This window comes from Thermus thalpophilus, from assembly GCF_022760915.1.
GTDB classification, from domain to species: Bacteria; Deinococcota; Deinococci; order Deinococcales; family Thermaceae; genus Thermus; species Thermus thalpophilus.
This window is the reverse complement of record NZ_JAKTNS010000014.1, coordinates 1-15,428: the sequence shown is the minus strand read 5'-3', so window position 1 is coordinate 15,428 and position 15,428 is coordinate 1. Positions and strand designations below refer to the sequence as shown.

Here is a 15,428-nt window from a genome sequence, read left to right as displayed (position 1 = left end):
TGGAACGGATGCGCCTAGGCTTTAGCCCCTTTAACGCCGAGATGGGCTACGAGGAGGCCTTCCGCCTGGCGGCGGAAGAGGGGTTGGACCTCGAGGTGGCCTACGACCTCCACGAGGTCCTCCCCCTCCCCGACCCCCGTAGCCTTAGGGCCACAGGGGAGGCCCTGGGGGTGGGCTTCACCCTCCACCTTCCCTTTGTGGAGATGAACCCGGCAAGCCTTATCCCAAACGTCCGAAAGCTCTCCGAGGAACGCCTCAAGCGGGCCCTGGAATTCGGCGAGGGCTTAGGGGCCAAGGTGGGGGTCCTTCACACCGGACAGGTGCCCGTGCGCCACCCCATGGCCCTGGACCTGGCCCGGGAGGCCCTGGAAAAAACCCTCACCGCCCTCCTTCCCCTCCCCTTCCCCGTGGCCCTGGAAAACCTAGCCCTCTCGGAAGAGGACCTCATACGGGGCCCCGAGGAGCTCAAGGCCCTTCTGGAACGCTTTCCCCAGTACGGCTTCTGCCTGGACGTGGGCCACGCCCTGGTGGAGCTCGGGCCCACGGGGCCTTTTCGCTACCTCGAGGCCTTAGGCGGAAGGCTTATCCACCTCCACCTCCACGACAACCACGGCCGCAAGGACGACCACCTGCCCGTGGGGGCGGGCGGCGTGCCGTGGGAAAGGCTCGCCCCTTCCCTAAGGGGCTTTACCGGCACCGCGGCCCTGGAGGTGGGTGGGGGGAAGACAGGCGTCCGCCAAAGCGCAAAGCGCCTTCGGGACCTCCTTTCCTAGGGCTCTACGGGACATCTGTCCTTGCCCCGGTACCCTTATAGTGGTGGGGTGGGGGTTTGCACCCCGCTTCACAAAAGGGAGGCAGAATGGTCGTAGACCGGATTGAGGTGTATCTAGACGGCGCCCAAGAGCCCCTGGCTGTCCTTAAGGAGCCCCCCTACCGGCTGGAGCTAGACACCCGCCAAATCCCCGATGGCGAGCACACCCTGCGCCTCGTCACCCACTTCCGGGGCGGAGGACAAGAGGTAAAGGAAATCCCCTTCACCGTGAACAACTACCCCGACGTCCTGCTCCTGGGCTTGGACGAAGGGGGCGAGGTGGCGGGCAAGGTGGAGCTCCGCCTGGCGGTGGGCGAACCTGAACTCCCCGTGGAACCCGTGCGCTTCAACCCCATCTGGTACGCCGTGGCCTCCGTGGTGGTCCTGGGGGGCATCTGGGCCTACTTCGCCCTCTCCCCGGCGGCGGAAAAGATCGTGGCCGAGGTGGCGCCCCCGGCCCAAGAGGCCCAGGCCCACGGGCAAGGGGCCGCCCCCGCGGCCAACGTGGACCAAACCCTCATGGAAAAGGGCAAGGCCATTTACGAGGCCCACTGCGCCGCCTGCCACCAGGCGAACGGCCAAGGCATGCCCCCCGCCTTCCCTGCCCTGGCGGGAAATCCCAACCTAAAGGACGTGCAGCTCATTCTTAACACGGTGAAAAACGGCCGGGGCGCCATGCCCGCCGTGGGGGCCAACTTCAGCGAGGAGGAGCTCAAGGCCGTGGCCACCTACATCCGCAACAGCTTCGGCAACAACTTCGGCCCGGTGGAGTAAGGGGGTAGCATGTACCGCAACGACCCCATCCTGCCCACCTTTGCCCTGATCCTGGCCGCGGGCCTCTTCTACGCGGCCTATCTGGACGGGCTCCACATCGCCCGCCTTCTTGGCCACACCCCGGCAGAGCTTTCCGTGGGGCAGATCGGCCTCATGGCCTTCGGGGCCGTTCTCCTCCTTTACGGGCTCATCGGCCTCGTTTCCTACTGGCTGGAAGGCGTGGAGCTCCGCCCCGGGCGCCACTTCCCCACCCCCTCCACCGCCCCCGTGGCCGCGGGCGTCATCCTGGTCCTCCTCCTTACCGCCCTTTCCGGCTTTTTCGTGCGGCTTCTCGTCTACGCCGCCCAGACCGGGCACAACCCCACCTGGCTCCAAGGCCTCATCTTCGGCAGCATCAGCCTGGTGGTGGCGGCCCTTTTCGGCATCTACAAGAAGTTCTTCGGCCGGGACGAGGTCATCACCGAGGAAGAGAAGAGCGAGTTTCCCTGGTGAGGTAAGGCATGGACGAACGCGAGATTCGTTTGCGCACATCCCGTAGGCGGCTTTTCCTCAAGACCGCCATCGGCACGGGCATCGGCCTCTCCCTGGTCTCCGCCTTTTACGTGGGGGCGAGCCTTCGGCCCAAGCAGGAGGTCACCCCGGAAAAGGAACCCCTGAAGCCCGGGGACATCTTGGTCTACGCCCAAGGCGGCGGGGAACCCAAGCCCATCCGCCCGGAAGAGCTGAAGCCCGGTGATCCCTTCCTCCTCGCCTACCCCATGGACCCCAAGACCAAGGTGGTGAAAAGCGGCGAGGCCAAGAACACCGTCTTGGTGGTGCGCTACGCTCCGAAGGAGCTTGCCCCGGAGGTGGCGCAGCACGGGGTGGAAGGCATTGTGGCCTACTCCGCGGTGTGCACCCACCTCGGGTGCATCATCAGCCAGTGGGCGGCGGACAAGAAGGCGGGCCTTTGCCCCTGCCACGGCGGGCTTTACGACTTCGCCCACGGGGCCAAGGTCATCGCCGGCCCCCCGCCCCGTCCCGTGCCCCAGCTTCCCCTCAAGGTGGAAAACGGGGTCTTGGTGGCGGCGGGGGAGTTTTTGGGCGAGGTGGGCGTGAAGGCCGAGGCGGGCTTCTGCCGCCACGTTTAGGAGGGAAGCATGTACAAGTGGCTGGATGAACGCCTAGACCTCACGGGGCTTTACCACAAGGTTTTGCGCAAGGCTTTCCCGGTGCACCACTCCTTCTTCCTGGGGGAGATCACCCTCTTCGCCTTCGTGGTCCTGGTGCTCACCGGGGTCTTCCTCACCCTGAACTTTGAACCCTCCATCCGCGAAGTGAAGCTACCCGACGGGCGCACGGTGCCCGCCGCCTACGCCAGCGTCCTTTACATTGACAGCCTCCCCTTCGGCGCCGTGATCCGCAGCCTTCACCACTGGTCAGCCCACGTGATGATCGCCGCCGCCTTCTTGCACATGCTCCGCATCCTCCTCACGGGGGCCTACAAGAAGCCCCGGGAGCTTAACTACCTAGTGGGGCTCGCCCTTTTGGGGCTTGCGGTGGTCACCGCCTTCACCGGCTACGCCCTTCCTTACGATAACTACGCCGTGACCGCCACCCGCATCGGCTACGGCATCGCCAACTCCATCCCCTGGATTGGGGGTGCCTTGGCCCAGGTCATGTTCGGCGGGGAGTTCCCGGGCTCCACCCACTCCATTCCTCGGCTCTTTAGCCTCCACGTCCTCTGGCTTCCCCTCCTCCTCATGGCCCTCATCGGGGGCCACCTCGCCATCATGGTCAAGCAAAAGCACACCCAGCCCCGCTACGCCGAGAAGGTGGCCCCGGGGAAGATCCTGGGCGTGCCCATGTACCCGCAGCAGATGGTCATGATGATTATCCTCTTTGCCCTTTACGTGGGCATCATGACCATCATCGCTGGCGCCTTCCTGGCCCATCCCATTGAGGCCTTCGGTCCCCCCACCCCCAACACGCCCGCGGTGAAGCCCGACTGGTACTTCCTCTGGATCTACGGCATCCTGCAGATCATCCCCTCCAGCTGGGAGTTCCACCTTTTTGGGGCCACCATCGGGCCCGAGTTCATCGGGGGAGCGGTGGTGCCGGGCCTTTTGGCCCTCATCGGCCTCCTCCTACCCTTCGTGGATACCCGCAAGGACAAGATGCGCTACCTGGAGCTTCCCTCGGAGCACCCGGTGCGCACCAGCGCGATCCTCTCCCTCTTGGTTTTCTTCCTCATGAGCACCTTGGCGGGCTACAAGATTGACTTCCAACAGCAAGGCTCCTTGCTGGGGAATAACGCCGTGCTTTGGACCCTTGTCCTTGGGGGCCCCTTGCTCACCTTCTTCCTTTCCTACACCCTGATGCGCATCTTCTACGGGAAGGCAAGGGAGGAGAAAGCCTTCTAAATCATAAGCCCCCCGCCTAGAGCGGGGGGCTTTCCAGGGCCCCTTAACCGGGGCCCTTGGTTATTTCTCCTCCTCCAGGCCCAGGCTCGCCAGGAGGTCCCCGTAGAGGTCGCCCAGCTTCACGCTGGTGCTGGCGGTGGGCACGGCGGAGGCGTCGTAAAGGTTGTACTCCGCCACCGCCCCGTACTCGTACTCCCTCCGCTCCTCCCGGCGGCCGCCAGAGGGCTTGCGCTTGCCCCGAGCCTCCTTGCCCTTGGCCCGGCGGGGGCGCTCCTCCTCCGCCTTGGGGGGCGGGGGAGGCAGAAGCCGCTTGCGGGAGAGGGAGATGCGCTGCTCCACGGGGTCAATGTTGAGGACCACCACCTCCATCTCGTCCCCCTTCTTAAAGAGGACGGCGGGGTTTTCCACCCGGGTGTGGTCCAGCTCGGAGATGTGGACCAGGCCCTCCATGCCGGGCTCCAGCTCCACGAAAACGCCGAAGTCCGTGACCCCCGTGACCTTGCCCTTCACCACGGTGCCCGGGGGGTACTTCTCCACCAGGAGCTGCCAGGGGTCGGGCTGGGTCTGCTTGAGGCCCAAGGAGAGGCGGCGTTCCTGCGGGTCCAGGCGGAGGACCACCGCCTCCACCTCCTCGCCCTCCTGCACCACCTCGGAGGGGTGCTTGGGCCGCTTGGTCCAGGAGAGCTCGGAGATGTGGATCAGGCCCTCGAGGCCCGGCTCCACCTCCACGAAGGCGCCAAAGGGGGTGAGCCCCACCACCTTGCCCCGCACCCGGGTGCCCACGGGGTACTTCTCCGCCACCGTGGTCCAGGGGTCAGGGATGAGGGCCTTGATGGAGAGGTTAACCCGCTCCTTGGCAGGGTCCACGGACACCACCTGGGCCCGCACCTTCTGCCCCTTGTGCAGGACCTCCCGGGGGTGGCCGAACCGGCCCCAGGTGATCTCCGAGCGGTGGACGAGGCCGTCCACAGGACCCAGGTTGACGAAGGCCCCGAAGTCGGTGACCTCCACCACGGTGCCCTCCACCACCTGGCCGGGCTCGAGGCTCTGGAAGAAGGCCTCCTTGGCCTTCTTCTGCTCCTCCTCCAGCACCGCCCGACGGGAAAGGAGAACCCGCCCCTTCTTGCGGTTGAGCTCAATGATTTTGGCCAGGATCTGCTGGCCCACGTAGGCGTCCAGGTTGGGGATGCGCCTGAGGTCCAGCTGCGAGGCGGGGATAAAGGCCTGGACGCCGTCCAGCTCGGCGACCACGCCCCCCTTGACCTTCTCCTTGACCGTGACGGTCACCGGCTCGCCCTTCTCGTAAAGCTCCTGGATGCGGTCCCAGTGCTCCCGGGCCTCCACCTTCCTGCGGGAAAGGAGGATCTGGCCCGTTTCTGGATCCACCTTGAGCACCTGCACCCGCACCAGGTCTCCCGGCTTGAGGAGGTTCTTAAGCTCCTCTTCCGAGAGGGGCTTTTCCGTGAGCTGGTTGAAGGGGATGATGCCTTCCGTCTTAGCGCCGATATCCACCGCCACGCCTTCGGAACCCACCAAGACCACTTTGCCCGTCAAGATCTGACCGGGGCGCACACGCTTCTCCAAGCGGGCCTCGGTCTCCTGCAGGGCCTCTTCCATGCTGAAGGTCTTTTCTGGGGTCTGGGTCGCCTTTTCTTCCATGCCGCCTCTATCCTCCTTACGCGCCTTCCCAAGGAAGGCGGGCGCCTTTGGCGCTCGCCCACACGAAAAGAGGGGGGAGAACCCTCACTCCCCGCTTCCGTGTGAACCGGCCCCGAAGGGCATACCCTTCCTTTATACCACGCCCCCACCCCCTTGCCAAGGGGCCTTGGTAGGCTAAGGACATGCGCGGGCTTTTGGTGAGGCTACTCCTCAACACCCTGGCCCTTTGGCTCGTGACCCTCCTTTACCCGGGGGTCCGGTTTGACCCGGGGGCGGGGCTTTTGGACTACCTGGTGGCGGGGGCCATCTGGGGGTTGGCCAACGCTCTTCTAAGGCCCATTCTTCTCTTCCTCACCCTGCCTTTGAACCTCCTCACCTTGGGGCTTTTCACCCTAGTGGTGAACGGGGCGGTGCTCTACTTGGTGGCGGAGGTCACGGCGCTTTCCGTGCAGGGCTTCGGCGGGGCCTTGGTGGGAGCTTTGATCCTCTCCTTGGTAAGCCTCCTCCTCAACTGGCTCTTCCGGGACTAGCGGTTTTCCGTCACGTAGCGGGATAGCTCCCCGATGAGCACCTCCTGCTCGCTGATGATGGCTTTGACCACGTCCCCGATGGACACCACCCCCACCACCTTGCCCGCTTCCACCACGGGCAGGTGGCGCACCCGGCGCTCGGTCATGAGGCGCATGGCCTGGGACAAGTCCGCCTCAGGGGGGATGGTGATGGGGTCTTGGGTCATCACCTCCCCCACCCGGGTGTCCTTGGAGAAGCGGCCCAGAAGGACCAGCTTGCGGGCATAGTCCCGCTCGGAGAAGATGCCCAAAAGCCGCTCGCCTTCCATGACCAAAAGGGCCCCGATGTCGTGCTCAGCGAGTTTCCGCAAAGCCTCCAGCACCGTGGCCTCGGGGTGGATGGCGTAGACCTGGCTCCCCTTGTGGAGCAACACCTGGCGTACCGTCATGACCCCCCCTTTCCCTTTAGGGGTTCATTATACCAAGGGGGCCTAAACCTTATCGCACGGTGAGGACGGGGCCCACGGCGTGGCGCACCACGTACTCCGCCGTGCTCCCCAAAACAAGGCGCCGCACCGGGGCCCCGAGGGCCAGAAGGTCCTCCGGGCCCTGGAGGGCGAGGAGGTGCTCCGCCGGGTCGCCGGAGAAGGCCAAGGCCTCCGCGGGAAGGCCCTGGTCCTTGAGGTAAGCCTCGGCCTCGAGGGCCCAGGCCGAGGCCTGCACCGGGTCGTCGTGCACGCTCACCACCCGCACCGCTAGCCCCAAGGGCTTGGCCAAGGCCGCCAGGGTGTGGAGAGCGCGCACGGCGCTTTCCGAGGCGTTGTAGCCCAAAAGGGCCCCCGTGAGCTCCACGTATTCCACGGGAGCCACCAAGACCGGGGTGGGGGAAGCCCTCAGCACCCGGTCCACGGTGCTCCCTAGGCCGGCGAAGCTTCCCCCGTGGGCCTCCCCGCTCCGCCCCAAGACCAGGAGATCCGCGGTTCGGGCGTGGCGCAGGATCACCTCGTGGGGAAGCCCGGTTTCCATCAGGGTTTCCACGGGGATCCCCGCCTCCTTGGCGCTTTTCGCCAGGCGCGAGAGAAGGGCTTCCCCTTTGGCGGTGAGGGCCTTTTCCAGCTCCTCCCGGTAAGCGGGAACCGGGATGGTCAGGGCGCCGAAGTCCAAAAGCTCCGGCACCCGCACCAGCCGCACGTCCCGCACGAAGAGGATCAGGAGCTTGGCGCCAAGCTTGTAGGATAGCCACTCCGCCAGCACCTCCGCCCCCCGGGCCTGGGGGGAACCATCCGTGGCCAAGAGGATTCTCATAAAGCCATCTTACGCTTCCTGAGTCCTCACCCCCCGCACCCTCCGGGCGAGCTCCCAAGCGGGCAGGAGCAAAGCCCCCAAGGCCAAAAGAACCGGCATCACCCCCAGGCGCTCAATCAGGTGGCCGATGGGGGCGTAAAAAAGCCCGGCGAAGCCCCAGGTGAAGCCCATGAGGAGGCCGGAAACCGTGGCGGTCTGGGTGGGCTCCAGCTCCTGGGCCAGGGCCACCGCCACGGGGATGCCGGCGTTCATCAAGGCCCCCGTGACGGCCAGAAGGAGGAGGTAGAGGGGGTTTTCCGGGGGCAAGAGAAGCAGAGCCAGGTAAAGGGGAAGGCCGAAGCTCAAGGTGCCCACCAGCACCCTTTTGCGCCCGAAGCGGTCGGATAGGGTGCCGCCCAGGAAGGCCCCTAAGGTGGCGGAAAGACTATACGCGGAAAGGCTGAAGGCGGTGTAGGCGTCGGAAAGCCCCCGGGTGGCGTACCAGTAGGGCAAGGTGGTGGAAAAACTCATGAAGACCAGGCTCCGCAAGGTGGCCATGCCCCAAAGCCGGGCCACGTCCCCCCGGAAGACCCGGAGGAAGTCCTTAAGCCCGGCGGGCTTCCCCCGCCCCTTGACCGGGGGCAGGCGGAGGAGGAAAAGGGCCGGGATAAGGGCCAAAGGGGTGAGGAGGATGAGCCCTTTGAGCCCCAAGGCACCCACGGCGAAGAGGGCCACCATGGGCCCCAGGGAAAGCCCCAGGTAGCCGGCGGAGCCGAAAAAGGATAGCCAAAACCCCCGCCTTTGGGCCGGGGCGAACTCCCCCACCAGGCTGGCCCCCGAGGCGTGGAAGAGGGCCGAGCCGAGCCCCGCCACGCCCAGAACCAAGAGCAAAACCTCAAACCTAGGCCAAAGCCCTAAGGAGCCCATTCCCAAGGCCACCAGCACCGGGCCCAAGGCGGCGAGGAGCCTCCGGTCCACCCGGTCGGCCACCAGGCCGGCGAAGGGCTGGAGGAGGCTTCCCGTGAGGGAGTAAGCGGAAACCAAAAGCCCCGCGGTGCCCAGGCCCACCCCGAAGTGGGCCATGAGCTTGGGCAAGAGGGGGGTGAGGAAGTTGGAGAAGAGGTCGTTCACCGTGTGAAGCCAGGCAAGGAGGAGGGGCAACACCCCTCCATCCTAAACCGGTTTCTCACGGGGAGTGTGCTAAAATCCCTTCGTGCTACGGGCTTTCCGGGGTCTAAAAAGAAAAATGGCGCGCCCGAGAGGACTCGAACCTCTGACCTTCGGCTCCGGAGGCCGACGCTCTATCCAGCTGAGCTACGGGCGCACTCAGCGGGAGCTATCCTAGCACGCACAGGAGGAGGCGGTCAAGTGTTTGGCATCAACAGACGGATCATCACCATCCTCTTCGGTTTACTGGCCTTGGCCTTCGCCGTGGGGGCCATCCTCCTCTTCACCCCAAAGGCGGGGCAGCAGGCGCGGGGCAAACCTGTGCTCTGGGTGAACGGGAAGGCGGTCTACGAGCTGGACCTCCTTAGGCTCCAGGGGAACGACCCCCTCTACGCCGCTAACCCCCAAGGGCTCTTGAAGACCCTGGTGGACACCCACTTCCTGGAGCAGGTAATCCTCACCGAGGCCCTGAAGCAGGATGCTGCCCGCGTCCGGGTGGGGAGCGCCGAGGTGCGCAAGGAGGTGGACCGGATCCGGGAGCAGTACGGCCTGAAGGATAAGAAGGCCTACGAGCAGTTCCTGAACCAGATCGGCTTCACGGACGCGGAGCTCAGGGGAGAGATCAAGACGCAACTCCAGATCCAAAAGCGCCTGGAGCAGATCCGGTCCAGCGCCAAGCCCACCCCAGAAGAGGTACGTTTCTACTTTGAGGTCCACCAGGAAAACTACAAGGGCGAGCCCCGGGTGAGGGCGCGGCAGATCGTTTTGGACGACAAGAAGCTGGCGGAGGAGGTGGCCGCCAAGGCCAAGTCCGGGGAGGACTTCGCCGCCTTGGCCAAGCAGTACTCCAAGGTGGGGGCGGAGCAGGGGGGCGCCTTGGGGGCAGGCCCCGGGGAAAGCGAGCCCAAGCCCGTGACCAAGGTGGTCTTCCCCGAGAAGGTGGCCGAGGCGGTCTTCGCCCTCAAGGGCCCGGGTCTGGTGGGGCCCATGGAAGCCGGGGGGCGCTACTACCTGGTGAAGGTGGAGGAATACCTCCCCGCCAAGGCCCCGAGCTTTGAAGAGGTCAAGGACCAGGTGGAGAAGGACGCGGCGCAGGCCAAGGGGAACGGGGCCCTCGAGGCCTACCTGGAAGAACTCCGCAAGAAAGCCCAGGTGCGCTTCGCCGAGGACAGCCCCTACACCTACAAAAACCCCGCGGTGGCCACGGTGAACGGGAAGGAGATCCTCCTTTCCCAGGTGCTCCAGCCCGTCTTCTCCAACCAGCAGACGGCGGCCCTCCTTCAGCAGGGCCTGGGGGAGCTGGCGGTGCAGTTCTTCCTGCCCCAGACCCTGGAAAGCCTCATTGACCGGGAGCTCCTGGTGGAGGAGGCCAAGAAGAGCGGCAAGCCCTTCATCGGCAGTAAGGACGAAATCGCCCAGGCCTACGTGCTTTACGCCACCCGGGACGTGACCGCCACCGAGGAAGAGGCCCGCCGCTACTACGCGGAAAACCCCGCTCTCTTCACCGTTCCCGCCAGCGCCGAGGTGGTGGGGGTGGTCTTCAAGAACGAGGCCAAGGCCAAGGCCTTCCGCGAGGCCGCCCTGAAGGGTGGGGACCTGCAGGCCCTGGCCAAGGCCCAAGAGGGAACGGTGACGGAGTACGGCACCGTGAACCCCAACCAGCTCCCCGCCGTCTTGGACCGCCTGGTCTTCAAGGTGAAGGAAACCTTTCCCAAGGGGCCCTTGGGCGAGGTGAGCGAGGTGGTGAAGCTGGAGGACGGCACCTTTGCCGTGCTCCTCATCAAGAACCGCCAGGCAGAGGTCCTGAAGCCCTACGCCCAGGTGGCGGAGGAGGCCTTAGGGGGCGTCATTGCCAAGAAGCGGCAGGCCAAGGCCCAGGCCCTGATCCAAGACCTCAGGAAGAAGGCCAAGATAGAAAATCGCCTGAGCCGGGTGCTGGCCGAACTCACCCCCAAGACGGAGGAAAAGCCCAAAGAGGCTCCGAAAGAAACCCCCGCCAAGCCCTAAACCCCATGAGTGGTCTGGGGGAGGCCCAAGGGGCCTCCCCCTTCCTCGTAAGATGGGGCCATGGACCTCCCAAAACTCCTCACCCTGTATTACGAGGAAACCCCCGATCCCCAAGACCCCCTGAAGCGGGTGGCCTTCGGCACCAGCGGCCACCGGGGAAGCAGCCTAAAGGGCACCTTCACCGAGGCCCACGTCCTCGCCATCGCCCAGGCCATCGCCGACCTTAGGGCCTCCTTTGGGGCCACGGGGCCCCTCTTCCTGGCCAAGGACACCCATGCCCTCTCCACCCCCGCCTGGGCCACGGCCCTGGAGGTCTTCGCCGCCAACGGGGTGGAGGTGCTTGTTGAGGTGGAGGAGGGGTATACCCCCACGCCCCTCGTTTCCCTAGCTATCCTGGAGCACAACGCCCGCCACGAGGCCAAGGCGGACGGGGTCCTCCTCACCCCAAGCCACAACCCCCCCGAGGACGGGGGCTTCAAGTACAACCCCCCCACGGGCGGCCCCGCCGACGCCCGCATCACCCAGGCCATTGAGGCCCGGGCCAACGCCCTTTTGGCGGAGGGGCTTAAAGGGGTGAAGCGGATCCCCCTCAAGGCGGCCAAGGAAAGGGCCAAGCCCTTTGACTTCGCCGGGCTTTACGTGGAGCGGGTGAAGGAGGCGGTGGACCTCGAGGCCATCCGGGCAAGCGGCTTAAGGATGGGGGTGGACCCCTTGGGAGGGGCGAGCCTACGGGTGTGGGAGCGCCTGGCGGAGGCCTACGGCCTCAACCTGGAGGTGGTGAACCCCACCCTAGACCCCACCTTCCGCTTCATGCCCCAGGACCACGACGGCAAGATCCGCATGGACTGCTCCAGCCCCCACGCCATGGCGGGGCTCTTGGCGCTTAAGGACCGGTTTGACCTGGCCATCGGCAACGACCCCGACGCCGACCGCCATGGCATCGTCACGCCCCGGGGCCTCATGAACCCCAACCACTACCTGGCGGCGGCGGTCCACCACCTCTTCACCACCCGCGCCTGGCCCGGGGCCAAGGTGGGCAAGACCGCCGTGACCAGCGCCCTTTTGGACCGGGTGGCCCAAGCCCTGGGCCGGGAGGTCTACGAAACCCCCGTGGGCTTCAAGCACTTCGTGGAGGGGCTTTTGGCGGGCTGGCTCGGCTTCGGCGGGGAGGAAAGCGCAGGGGCGAGCTTCCTACGCTTTGACGGGAGGCCCTTCACCACCGATAAGGACGGGATCCTCCTGGGGCTTCTCGCCGCCGAGCTACAGGCCAAGCGGGGCGAGGCCCCCGACCTCGTCTACGAGACCCTCGCTCGTTCCTTGGGCCGCCCCTTCTACGCCCGCAAGGACATTCCCATGAGCCCGGAGGCCAAGGCCCGGCTAGCCCGGCTATCCCCGGAAGCTCTTGGGGAAAGGACCCTGGCGGGGGAGCCCATCCTCGAGGTCCTCACCCGCGCCAAAGGCAACGGCGAGCCCCTGGGGGGCCTCAAGGTGGTGACCCAAAGCGCCTGGTTCGCCGTGCGGCCAAGCGGCACCGAGGACGTGGCCAAGGTCTACGCGGAAAGCTTCAAGGATGAGGCCCACCTGGAGGAGGTCCTCCGCTCGGCCCTCGCCCTTTTGGAGCGGGCCCTGGCCTCCTAGCCCTTCACCGCCCCCGCGGTGAGGCCCGCCACGATGCGCCCCTGGAAGATGAGGACCAGAACCACCAAGGGGACCGTGACCACCACGCTGGCCGCCATGATGGAGCCCCAGGGGATCTCAAAGGGGGTGGCCCCGCCGAAGCTGGCGATGGCGGGGGGAACGGTCTTCACTGCGTCCCCCACGGTGAAGGTGAGGGCGAAGAGGTACTCGTTCCAGGCGGCGATGAAGGCCAAAAGCCCCGTGGTCACCAGCCCAGGCCCGGTGAGGGGGAGCATCACCTTCAGGAGGGTCTGCAAGGGGGTGGCCCCGTCCACGTAGGCCGCCTCCTCCAGCTCCCGGGGAAGCCCCCGGAAGTAGCCCACCAGCACCCAGACCGTGAAGGGCAGGGTGAAGAGGAGGTAGGTGAGGATGAGGCCCAGGTGGGTGTTGAAAAGCCCCGTCTGCCTCAGGAGCATGAAAAGCCCCCCCAGCACGGAGATCTGGGGAAACATGGTCATGGCCAAGACCAAGTACAAGACGGCGTTCTTGGGGGGGAAGGGAAGCCGGCCCAGGGCGTAGGCGGCCAGAACCCCCAGGACCAAGGAGAGCAGGGTGGCACCCCCGGCCACGATGAGGGAGTTCAGCAGGTTGCGGCCGAAGTTGGCCTGAAGGAAGACGTTCTTGGAGTGATCCAAGGTGAAGGGAATGGGCAAAAAGCTGGGGTCGGGGGAAAAGAGGGCATCCGAGGGTTTAAAGCTAGAGATCACCGCCCAGTAGAAGGGAAAGACGCTATACACCACCACGAAGACCACCAGGAGGTAGAAAAGCCCCCGGTTGGCCGCGCGCCAAAAGGCCTTCACTTGAGGGCCTCCTTTCCGATGGTGCGCATGTAGAGGATCACGAAGACGAAGATGAGGGCCAAAATGGCCACGCTGATGGCCGAGCCGTAGCCTAGGTCCTGGAAGTCAATGAGGGTCTGGCGGTTGTAGATGGCCAGGGAGCGGGTGGCGGGGTTGGCCCCGCTCATGACGAAGATCACGTCAAAGACCCGAAGCGCATCCAGGGTGCGGAAGATGAGGGCCACCACCAGGGCGGGGGTGAGGAGGGGCAGGGTGATGGTCCAAAACTGCTGCCAGCGGGTGGCCCCGTCTATGCTGGCCGCCTCGTAGAGCTCCTCGGGGATGAGCTGGAGGCCCGCCAGGAGGAGGAGGGCCATGAAGGGGGTGGTCTTCCACACGTCCACGGCGATGATGGAGGGGAGGATGAGCTCGGGGCGGGCCAAGAAGGCCACCTTCTGCGACAGGAGGCCAAGCTTGACCCCGATCACGTTGATGACCCCGTACACGTCGTGGAGCATCCACTGCCACATCTTGGCGGAAACCACCGTGGGGATGGCCCAGGGGATGAGGATGGCGGTGCGCACCAGGCCCCGGCCCCGGAAGTTGGAGTGGATGACGAGGGCGATGGCCAGGCCCAAGAGGGTTTCCAGGCCCACGGAGATCACGGTGAACTTCAGGGTGTTCCAAAGGGACTGGCGGAAATCGGGGTCCTGGAGGAGGAATCGGTAGTTTTCCAGGCCCACGAACACGGGGGGCTCCACGAAGGCGATGTCGGCCTTGAAGAAGGACCAGTAAAAGACCTGGGCCAAGGGGTAGCCCGCCACCAGGACCACCACCAACAAGGTGGGAAGGACCAGGAGCCAGGCCAGGCGGACCTGCCTTTGGGTGAGCATGGCTTTAGGGTAAACCCGGGGGGCTCACCGCCCCCCGGGAAAGGGGTTTTTTACCGCAGGATGCGGCGCAGGCGGGCCTCGAGGTCCCGCACCGCCACCTCGCCCGTCTTCCGCCCGGTGAGGGCGCTATGCACCTCGGTCCAGATGGCCTCGGAAACCTGGTTGTACTTGGCTCCGGCCACATCGGAGGGGCGGGAGACGGCGTTTTGGAAGACGGGAAGGAGGCTACGGAACCAGGGGTTTTTGGCCAAAACGTCCCGGTCGGTGTAGAGGGCGGGCCGGGTGGGAAGCCGGGAAAGGCGCACGGCGTTGTCCTTCTGCACCTCGTAGGAGGCCAGGTACTTGACCAAGTCCGCCGCCTCCTTGGGGTAGCGGCTGTAGGCGGAGACCATAAGCTGCCAGCCCCCCAAGGTGGCGGCGTTGGGGGCATCGGCGGCGCCTTTAGGCAGCACGGTCACGGCGAACTTGCCCCGAATGGGGCTCCCCTCCGCCTGGCCCAGGGCGTAGGCGTAGGGCCAGTTGCGCATGAAGAGGGCGTTGCCCTGCTGCCAAACGTTCCTGGCCTCCTCCTCGGCGTAGGAGGTGACCCCCTGAGGGGCGATGGTGCCCACGTAGCGCCGGACGGTGTTCAAGGCCAAGGCGGCCCGGCCGTTGTTCACGCTGATGGTGCCGTCTGGCTCTACGATGCGCCCACCTTTATGGGAGTAAATCCACTCCAGGGCGTCGCAGGTGAGGCCCTCGTAGGGCTTGCCCTGGAAGACGAAGCCAAAGAAGTCCCGGTTGCCCGCCCGCCGCTCGCCCTCCATGACCTTCTGGGCCATCTGCTCCAGCTCGGCCCAGGTGCGGGGCGGGTTCTGGAAGCCATACTTCTGCAAGAGGTCGGTGCGGTAGTAAAGGATGCCGGCGTCGGTGAAGAAGGGGATGGAGGTGAGCTTGCCGCGGATGGTGTTGTTCTGGACGATGCGGGGGAAGAACTCCTTGAGCTCGGCCTCGCTGAAGTACCCCTTCAGGTCCAGGGCGTGGGGGGCCACGATGCCCGGCCAGATGACGTCAATCATGTAGACGTCCACGTCGGGGCTTTTGGCCGCCCAGTACTGCTGGTAAAGGGCCAGGCGGTCGTTGGTGTCCGCGGGGGAGTCAATGTACTCCACCCGAGTGCCCGTCTTCTTCCCCCAGGCCTCCACCATCTCCTTCATCCAGCGGCCGCCCTCCCCCACGGCGGTGGAGTCGCCCGCCACCCGGATAACGGGCCCCGCCTGGGCCCGCACCACCGCCGGGCCCAGCACCAGGCTCGCCGCTAGGCCCACCCCTGCCTTCTTAAGAAACTCCCTGCGCCTCATACGAAACCTCCTATGGAAGCTTTTCCAGGGGGGATTTTACCCCCCACCCCCTGCCCCTGTCAACCAGCTGTGGGCTTGCCTAGTAAATTGCCTTGTACCCCGGAGGGGGCGGGAGAAGGGAGAGAA

Annotated in this window: 15 protein-coding genes and 1 tRNA gene; 8 read left to right on the top strand and 8 right to left on the bottom strand. The window is 65.7% G+C overall.

The features are described from left to right. Window positions 1-8 precede the first annotated feature (8 nt). From L0D17_RS06555 to L0D17_RS06535, 5 genes are all read left to right on the top strand, one after another. Window positions 9-773: a sugar phosphate isomerase/epimerase family protein gene (locus tag L0D17_RS06555; protein WP_243094505.1), complete on the top strand. Its 765-nt coding sequence runs from the start codon at window positions 9-11 to the stop codon at window positions 771-773. 86 nt (window positions 774-859) lie between these two features. After that, a complete protein-coding gene (locus L0D17_RS06550) occupies window positions 860-1,585 on the top strand; it encodes a c-type cytochrome (RefSeq protein WP_243094504.1) in 726 nt (241 codons plus the stop codon). Window positions 1,586-1,594: 9 nt separating this feature from the next. Further along, a complete protein-coding gene (locus L0D17_RS06545) occupies window positions 1,595-2,077 on the top strand; it encodes a cytochrome C (protein WP_243094503.1) in 483 nt (160 codons plus the stop codon). A gap of 8 nt (window positions 2,078-2,085) precedes the next feature. Further along, window positions 2,086-2,715, top strand: coding sequence for a QcrA and Rieske domain-containing protein (locus L0D17_RS06540; protein WP_243094502.1), 630 nt, complete (start codon window positions 2,086-2,088; stop codon window positions 2,713-2,715). A 9-nt stretch (window positions 2,716-2,724) separates the two neighbouring features. Further along, window positions 2,725-3,987: a cytochrome b gene (locus L0D17_RS06535; RefSeq protein ID WP_039460214.1), complete on the top strand. Its 1,263-nt coding sequence runs from the start codon at window positions 2,725-2,727 to the stop codon at window positions 3,985-3,987. A gap of 60 nt (window positions 3,988-4,047) precedes the next feature. Here the strand turns inward: L0D17_RS06535 and L0D17_RS06530 are convergent, their stop codons facing one another. After that, window positions 4,048-5,646 (bottom strand): 30S ribosomal protein S1, encoded by a 1,599-nt coding sequence (locus L0D17_RS06530; protein WP_039460212.1) that lies wholly within the window; start codon window positions 5,644-5,646, stop codon window positions 4,048-4,050. Window positions 5,647-5,828: 182 nt separating this feature from the next. Between L0D17_RS06530 and L0D17_RS06525 the strand changes: the two genes are divergently transcribed. Then, window positions 5,829-6,176 carry a phage holin family protein gene (locus tag L0D17_RS06525; RefSeq protein WP_039454881.1) on the top strand — a complete coding sequence of 116 codons (348 nt, stop codon included), beginning with the start codon at window positions 5,829-5,831 and terminating at the stop codon, window positions 6,174-6,176. Here L0D17_RS06525 and L0D17_RS06520 read toward each other — a convergent pair. From L0D17_RS06520 to L0D17_RS06505, 4 genes are all read right to left on the bottom strand, one after another. Beyond that, window positions 6,173-6,604 (bottom strand): CBS domain-containing protein, encoded by a 432-nt coding sequence (locus L0D17_RS06520; RefSeq protein WP_243094501.1) that lies wholly within the window; start codon window positions 6,602-6,604, stop codon window positions 6,173-6,175. The two genes, L0D17_RS06525 and L0D17_RS06520, sit on opposite strands and share 4 nt — an antisense overlap. Before the next feature lie 49 nt (window positions 6,605-6,653). After that, window positions 6,654-7,460, bottom strand: coding sequence for a universal stress protein (locus L0D17_RS06515; RefSeq protein ID WP_243094500.1), 807 nt, complete (start codon window positions 7,458-7,460; stop codon window positions 6,654-6,656). Between the two features lie 9 nt (window positions 7,461-7,469). Further along, complete coding sequence (locus tag L0D17_RS06510) at window positions 7,470-8,603, bottom strand: MFS transporter (protein WP_039454889.1); 1,134 nt, start codon at window positions 8,601-8,603, stop codon at window positions 7,470-7,472. A gap of 83 nt (window positions 8,604-8,686) precedes the next feature. Then, window positions 8,687-8,763: transfer RNA gene (locus L0D17_RS06505), tRNA-Arg, on the bottom strand. A gap of 44 nt (window positions 8,764-8,807) precedes the next feature. On the opposite strand from L0D17_RS06505, the gene L0D17_RS06500 reads away from it, so the two are divergent. Then, window positions 8,808-10,613, top strand: a complete 1,806-nt coding sequence (locus L0D17_RS06500) for a peptidylprolyl isomerase (protein ID WP_243094499.1) — start codon at window positions 8,808-8,810, stop codon at window positions 10,611-10,613. A gap of 60 nt (window positions 10,614-10,673) precedes the next feature. Beyond that, window positions 10,674-12,251 (top strand): phosphohexomutase domain-containing protein, encoded by a 1,578-nt coding sequence (locus L0D17_RS06495; protein WP_243094498.1) that lies wholly within the window; start codon window positions 10,674-10,676, stop codon window positions 12,249-12,251. Here L0D17_RS06495 and L0D17_RS06490 read toward each other — a convergent pair. From L0D17_RS06490 to L0D17_RS06480, 3 genes are read right to left on the bottom strand one after another with little or no spacing between them, the layout of a single operon-like run. Continuing rightward, entirely contained in the window at window positions 12,248-13,090 is an 843-nt protein-coding gene (locus L0D17_RS06490) for a carbohydrate ABC transporter permease (protein ID WP_243094497.1), read from the bottom strand. The two genes, L0D17_RS06495 and L0D17_RS06490, sit on opposite strands and share 4 nt — an antisense overlap. Beyond that, window positions 13,087-13,962, bottom strand: a complete 876-nt coding sequence (locus tag L0D17_RS06485; protein WP_039454895.1) for a carbohydrate ABC transporter permease — start codon at window positions 13,960-13,962, stop codon at window positions 13,087-13,089. The genes L0D17_RS06490 and L0D17_RS06485 overlap by 4 nt, the downstream gene beginning before the upstream one ends. A 50-nt stretch (window positions 13,963-14,012) precedes the next feature. Continuing rightward, entirely contained in the window at window positions 14,013-15,302 is a 1,290-nt protein-coding gene (locus tag L0D17_RS06480; protein ID WP_243094496.1) for an ABC transporter substrate-binding protein, read from the bottom strand. Window positions 15,303-15,428 lie beyond the last annotated feature (126 nt).

What these genes read in the sequence shown, in the direction of transcription:
- L0D17_RS06555 (WP_243094505.1), top strand. Translation starts at nt 9, where the DNA reads ATGCGCCTAGGCTTTAGCCCCTTTAACGCCGAGATGGGCTACGAGGAG.
- L0D17_RS06550 (WP_243094504.1), top strand. Translation starts at nt 860, where the DNA reads ATGGTCGTAGACCGGATTGAGGTGTATCTAGACGGCGCCCAAGAGCCC.
- L0D17_RS06545 (WP_243094503.1), top strand. Translation starts at nt 1,595, where the DNA reads ATGTACCGCAACGACCCCATCCTGCCCACCTTTGCCCTGATCCTGGCC.
- L0D17_RS06540 (WP_243094502.1), top strand. Translation starts at nt 2,086, where the DNA reads ATGGACGAACGCGAGATTCGTTTGCGCACATCCCGTAGGCGGCTTTTC.
- L0D17_RS06535 (WP_039460214.1), top strand. Translation starts at nt 2,725, where the DNA reads ATGTACAAGTGGCTGGATGAACGCCTAGACCTCACGGGGCTTTACCAC.
- L0D17_RS06530 (WP_039460212.1), bottom strand. Translation starts at nt 5,646, where the DNA reads ATGGAAGAAAAGGCGACCCAGACCCCAGAAAAGACCTTCAGCATGGAA.
- L0D17_RS06525 (WP_039454881.1), top strand. Translation starts at nt 5,829, where the DNA reads ATGCGCGGGCTTTTGGTGAGGCTACTCCTCAACACCCTGGCCCTTTGG.
- L0D17_RS06520 (WP_243094501.1), bottom strand. Translation starts at nt 6,604, where the DNA reads ATGACGGTACGCCAGGTGTTGCTCCACAAGGGGAGCCAGGTCTACGCC.
- L0D17_RS06515 (WP_243094500.1), bottom strand. Translation starts at nt 7,460, where the DNA reads ATGAGAATCCTCTTGGCCACGGATGGTTCCCCCCAGGCCCGGGGGGCG.
- L0D17_RS06495 (WP_243094498.1), top strand. Translation starts at nt 10,674, where the DNA reads ATGGACCTCCCAAAACTCCTCACCCTGTATTACGAGGAAACCCCCGAT.
- L0D17_RS06485 (WP_039454895.1), bottom strand. Translation starts at nt 13,962, where the DNA reads ATGCTCACCCAAAGGCAGGTCCGCCTGGCCTGGCTCCTGGTCCTTCCC.
- L0D17_RS06480 (WP_243094496.1), bottom strand. Translation starts at nt 15,302, where the DNA reads ATGAGGCGCAGGGAGTTTCTTAAGAAGGCAGGGGTGGGCCTAGCGGCG.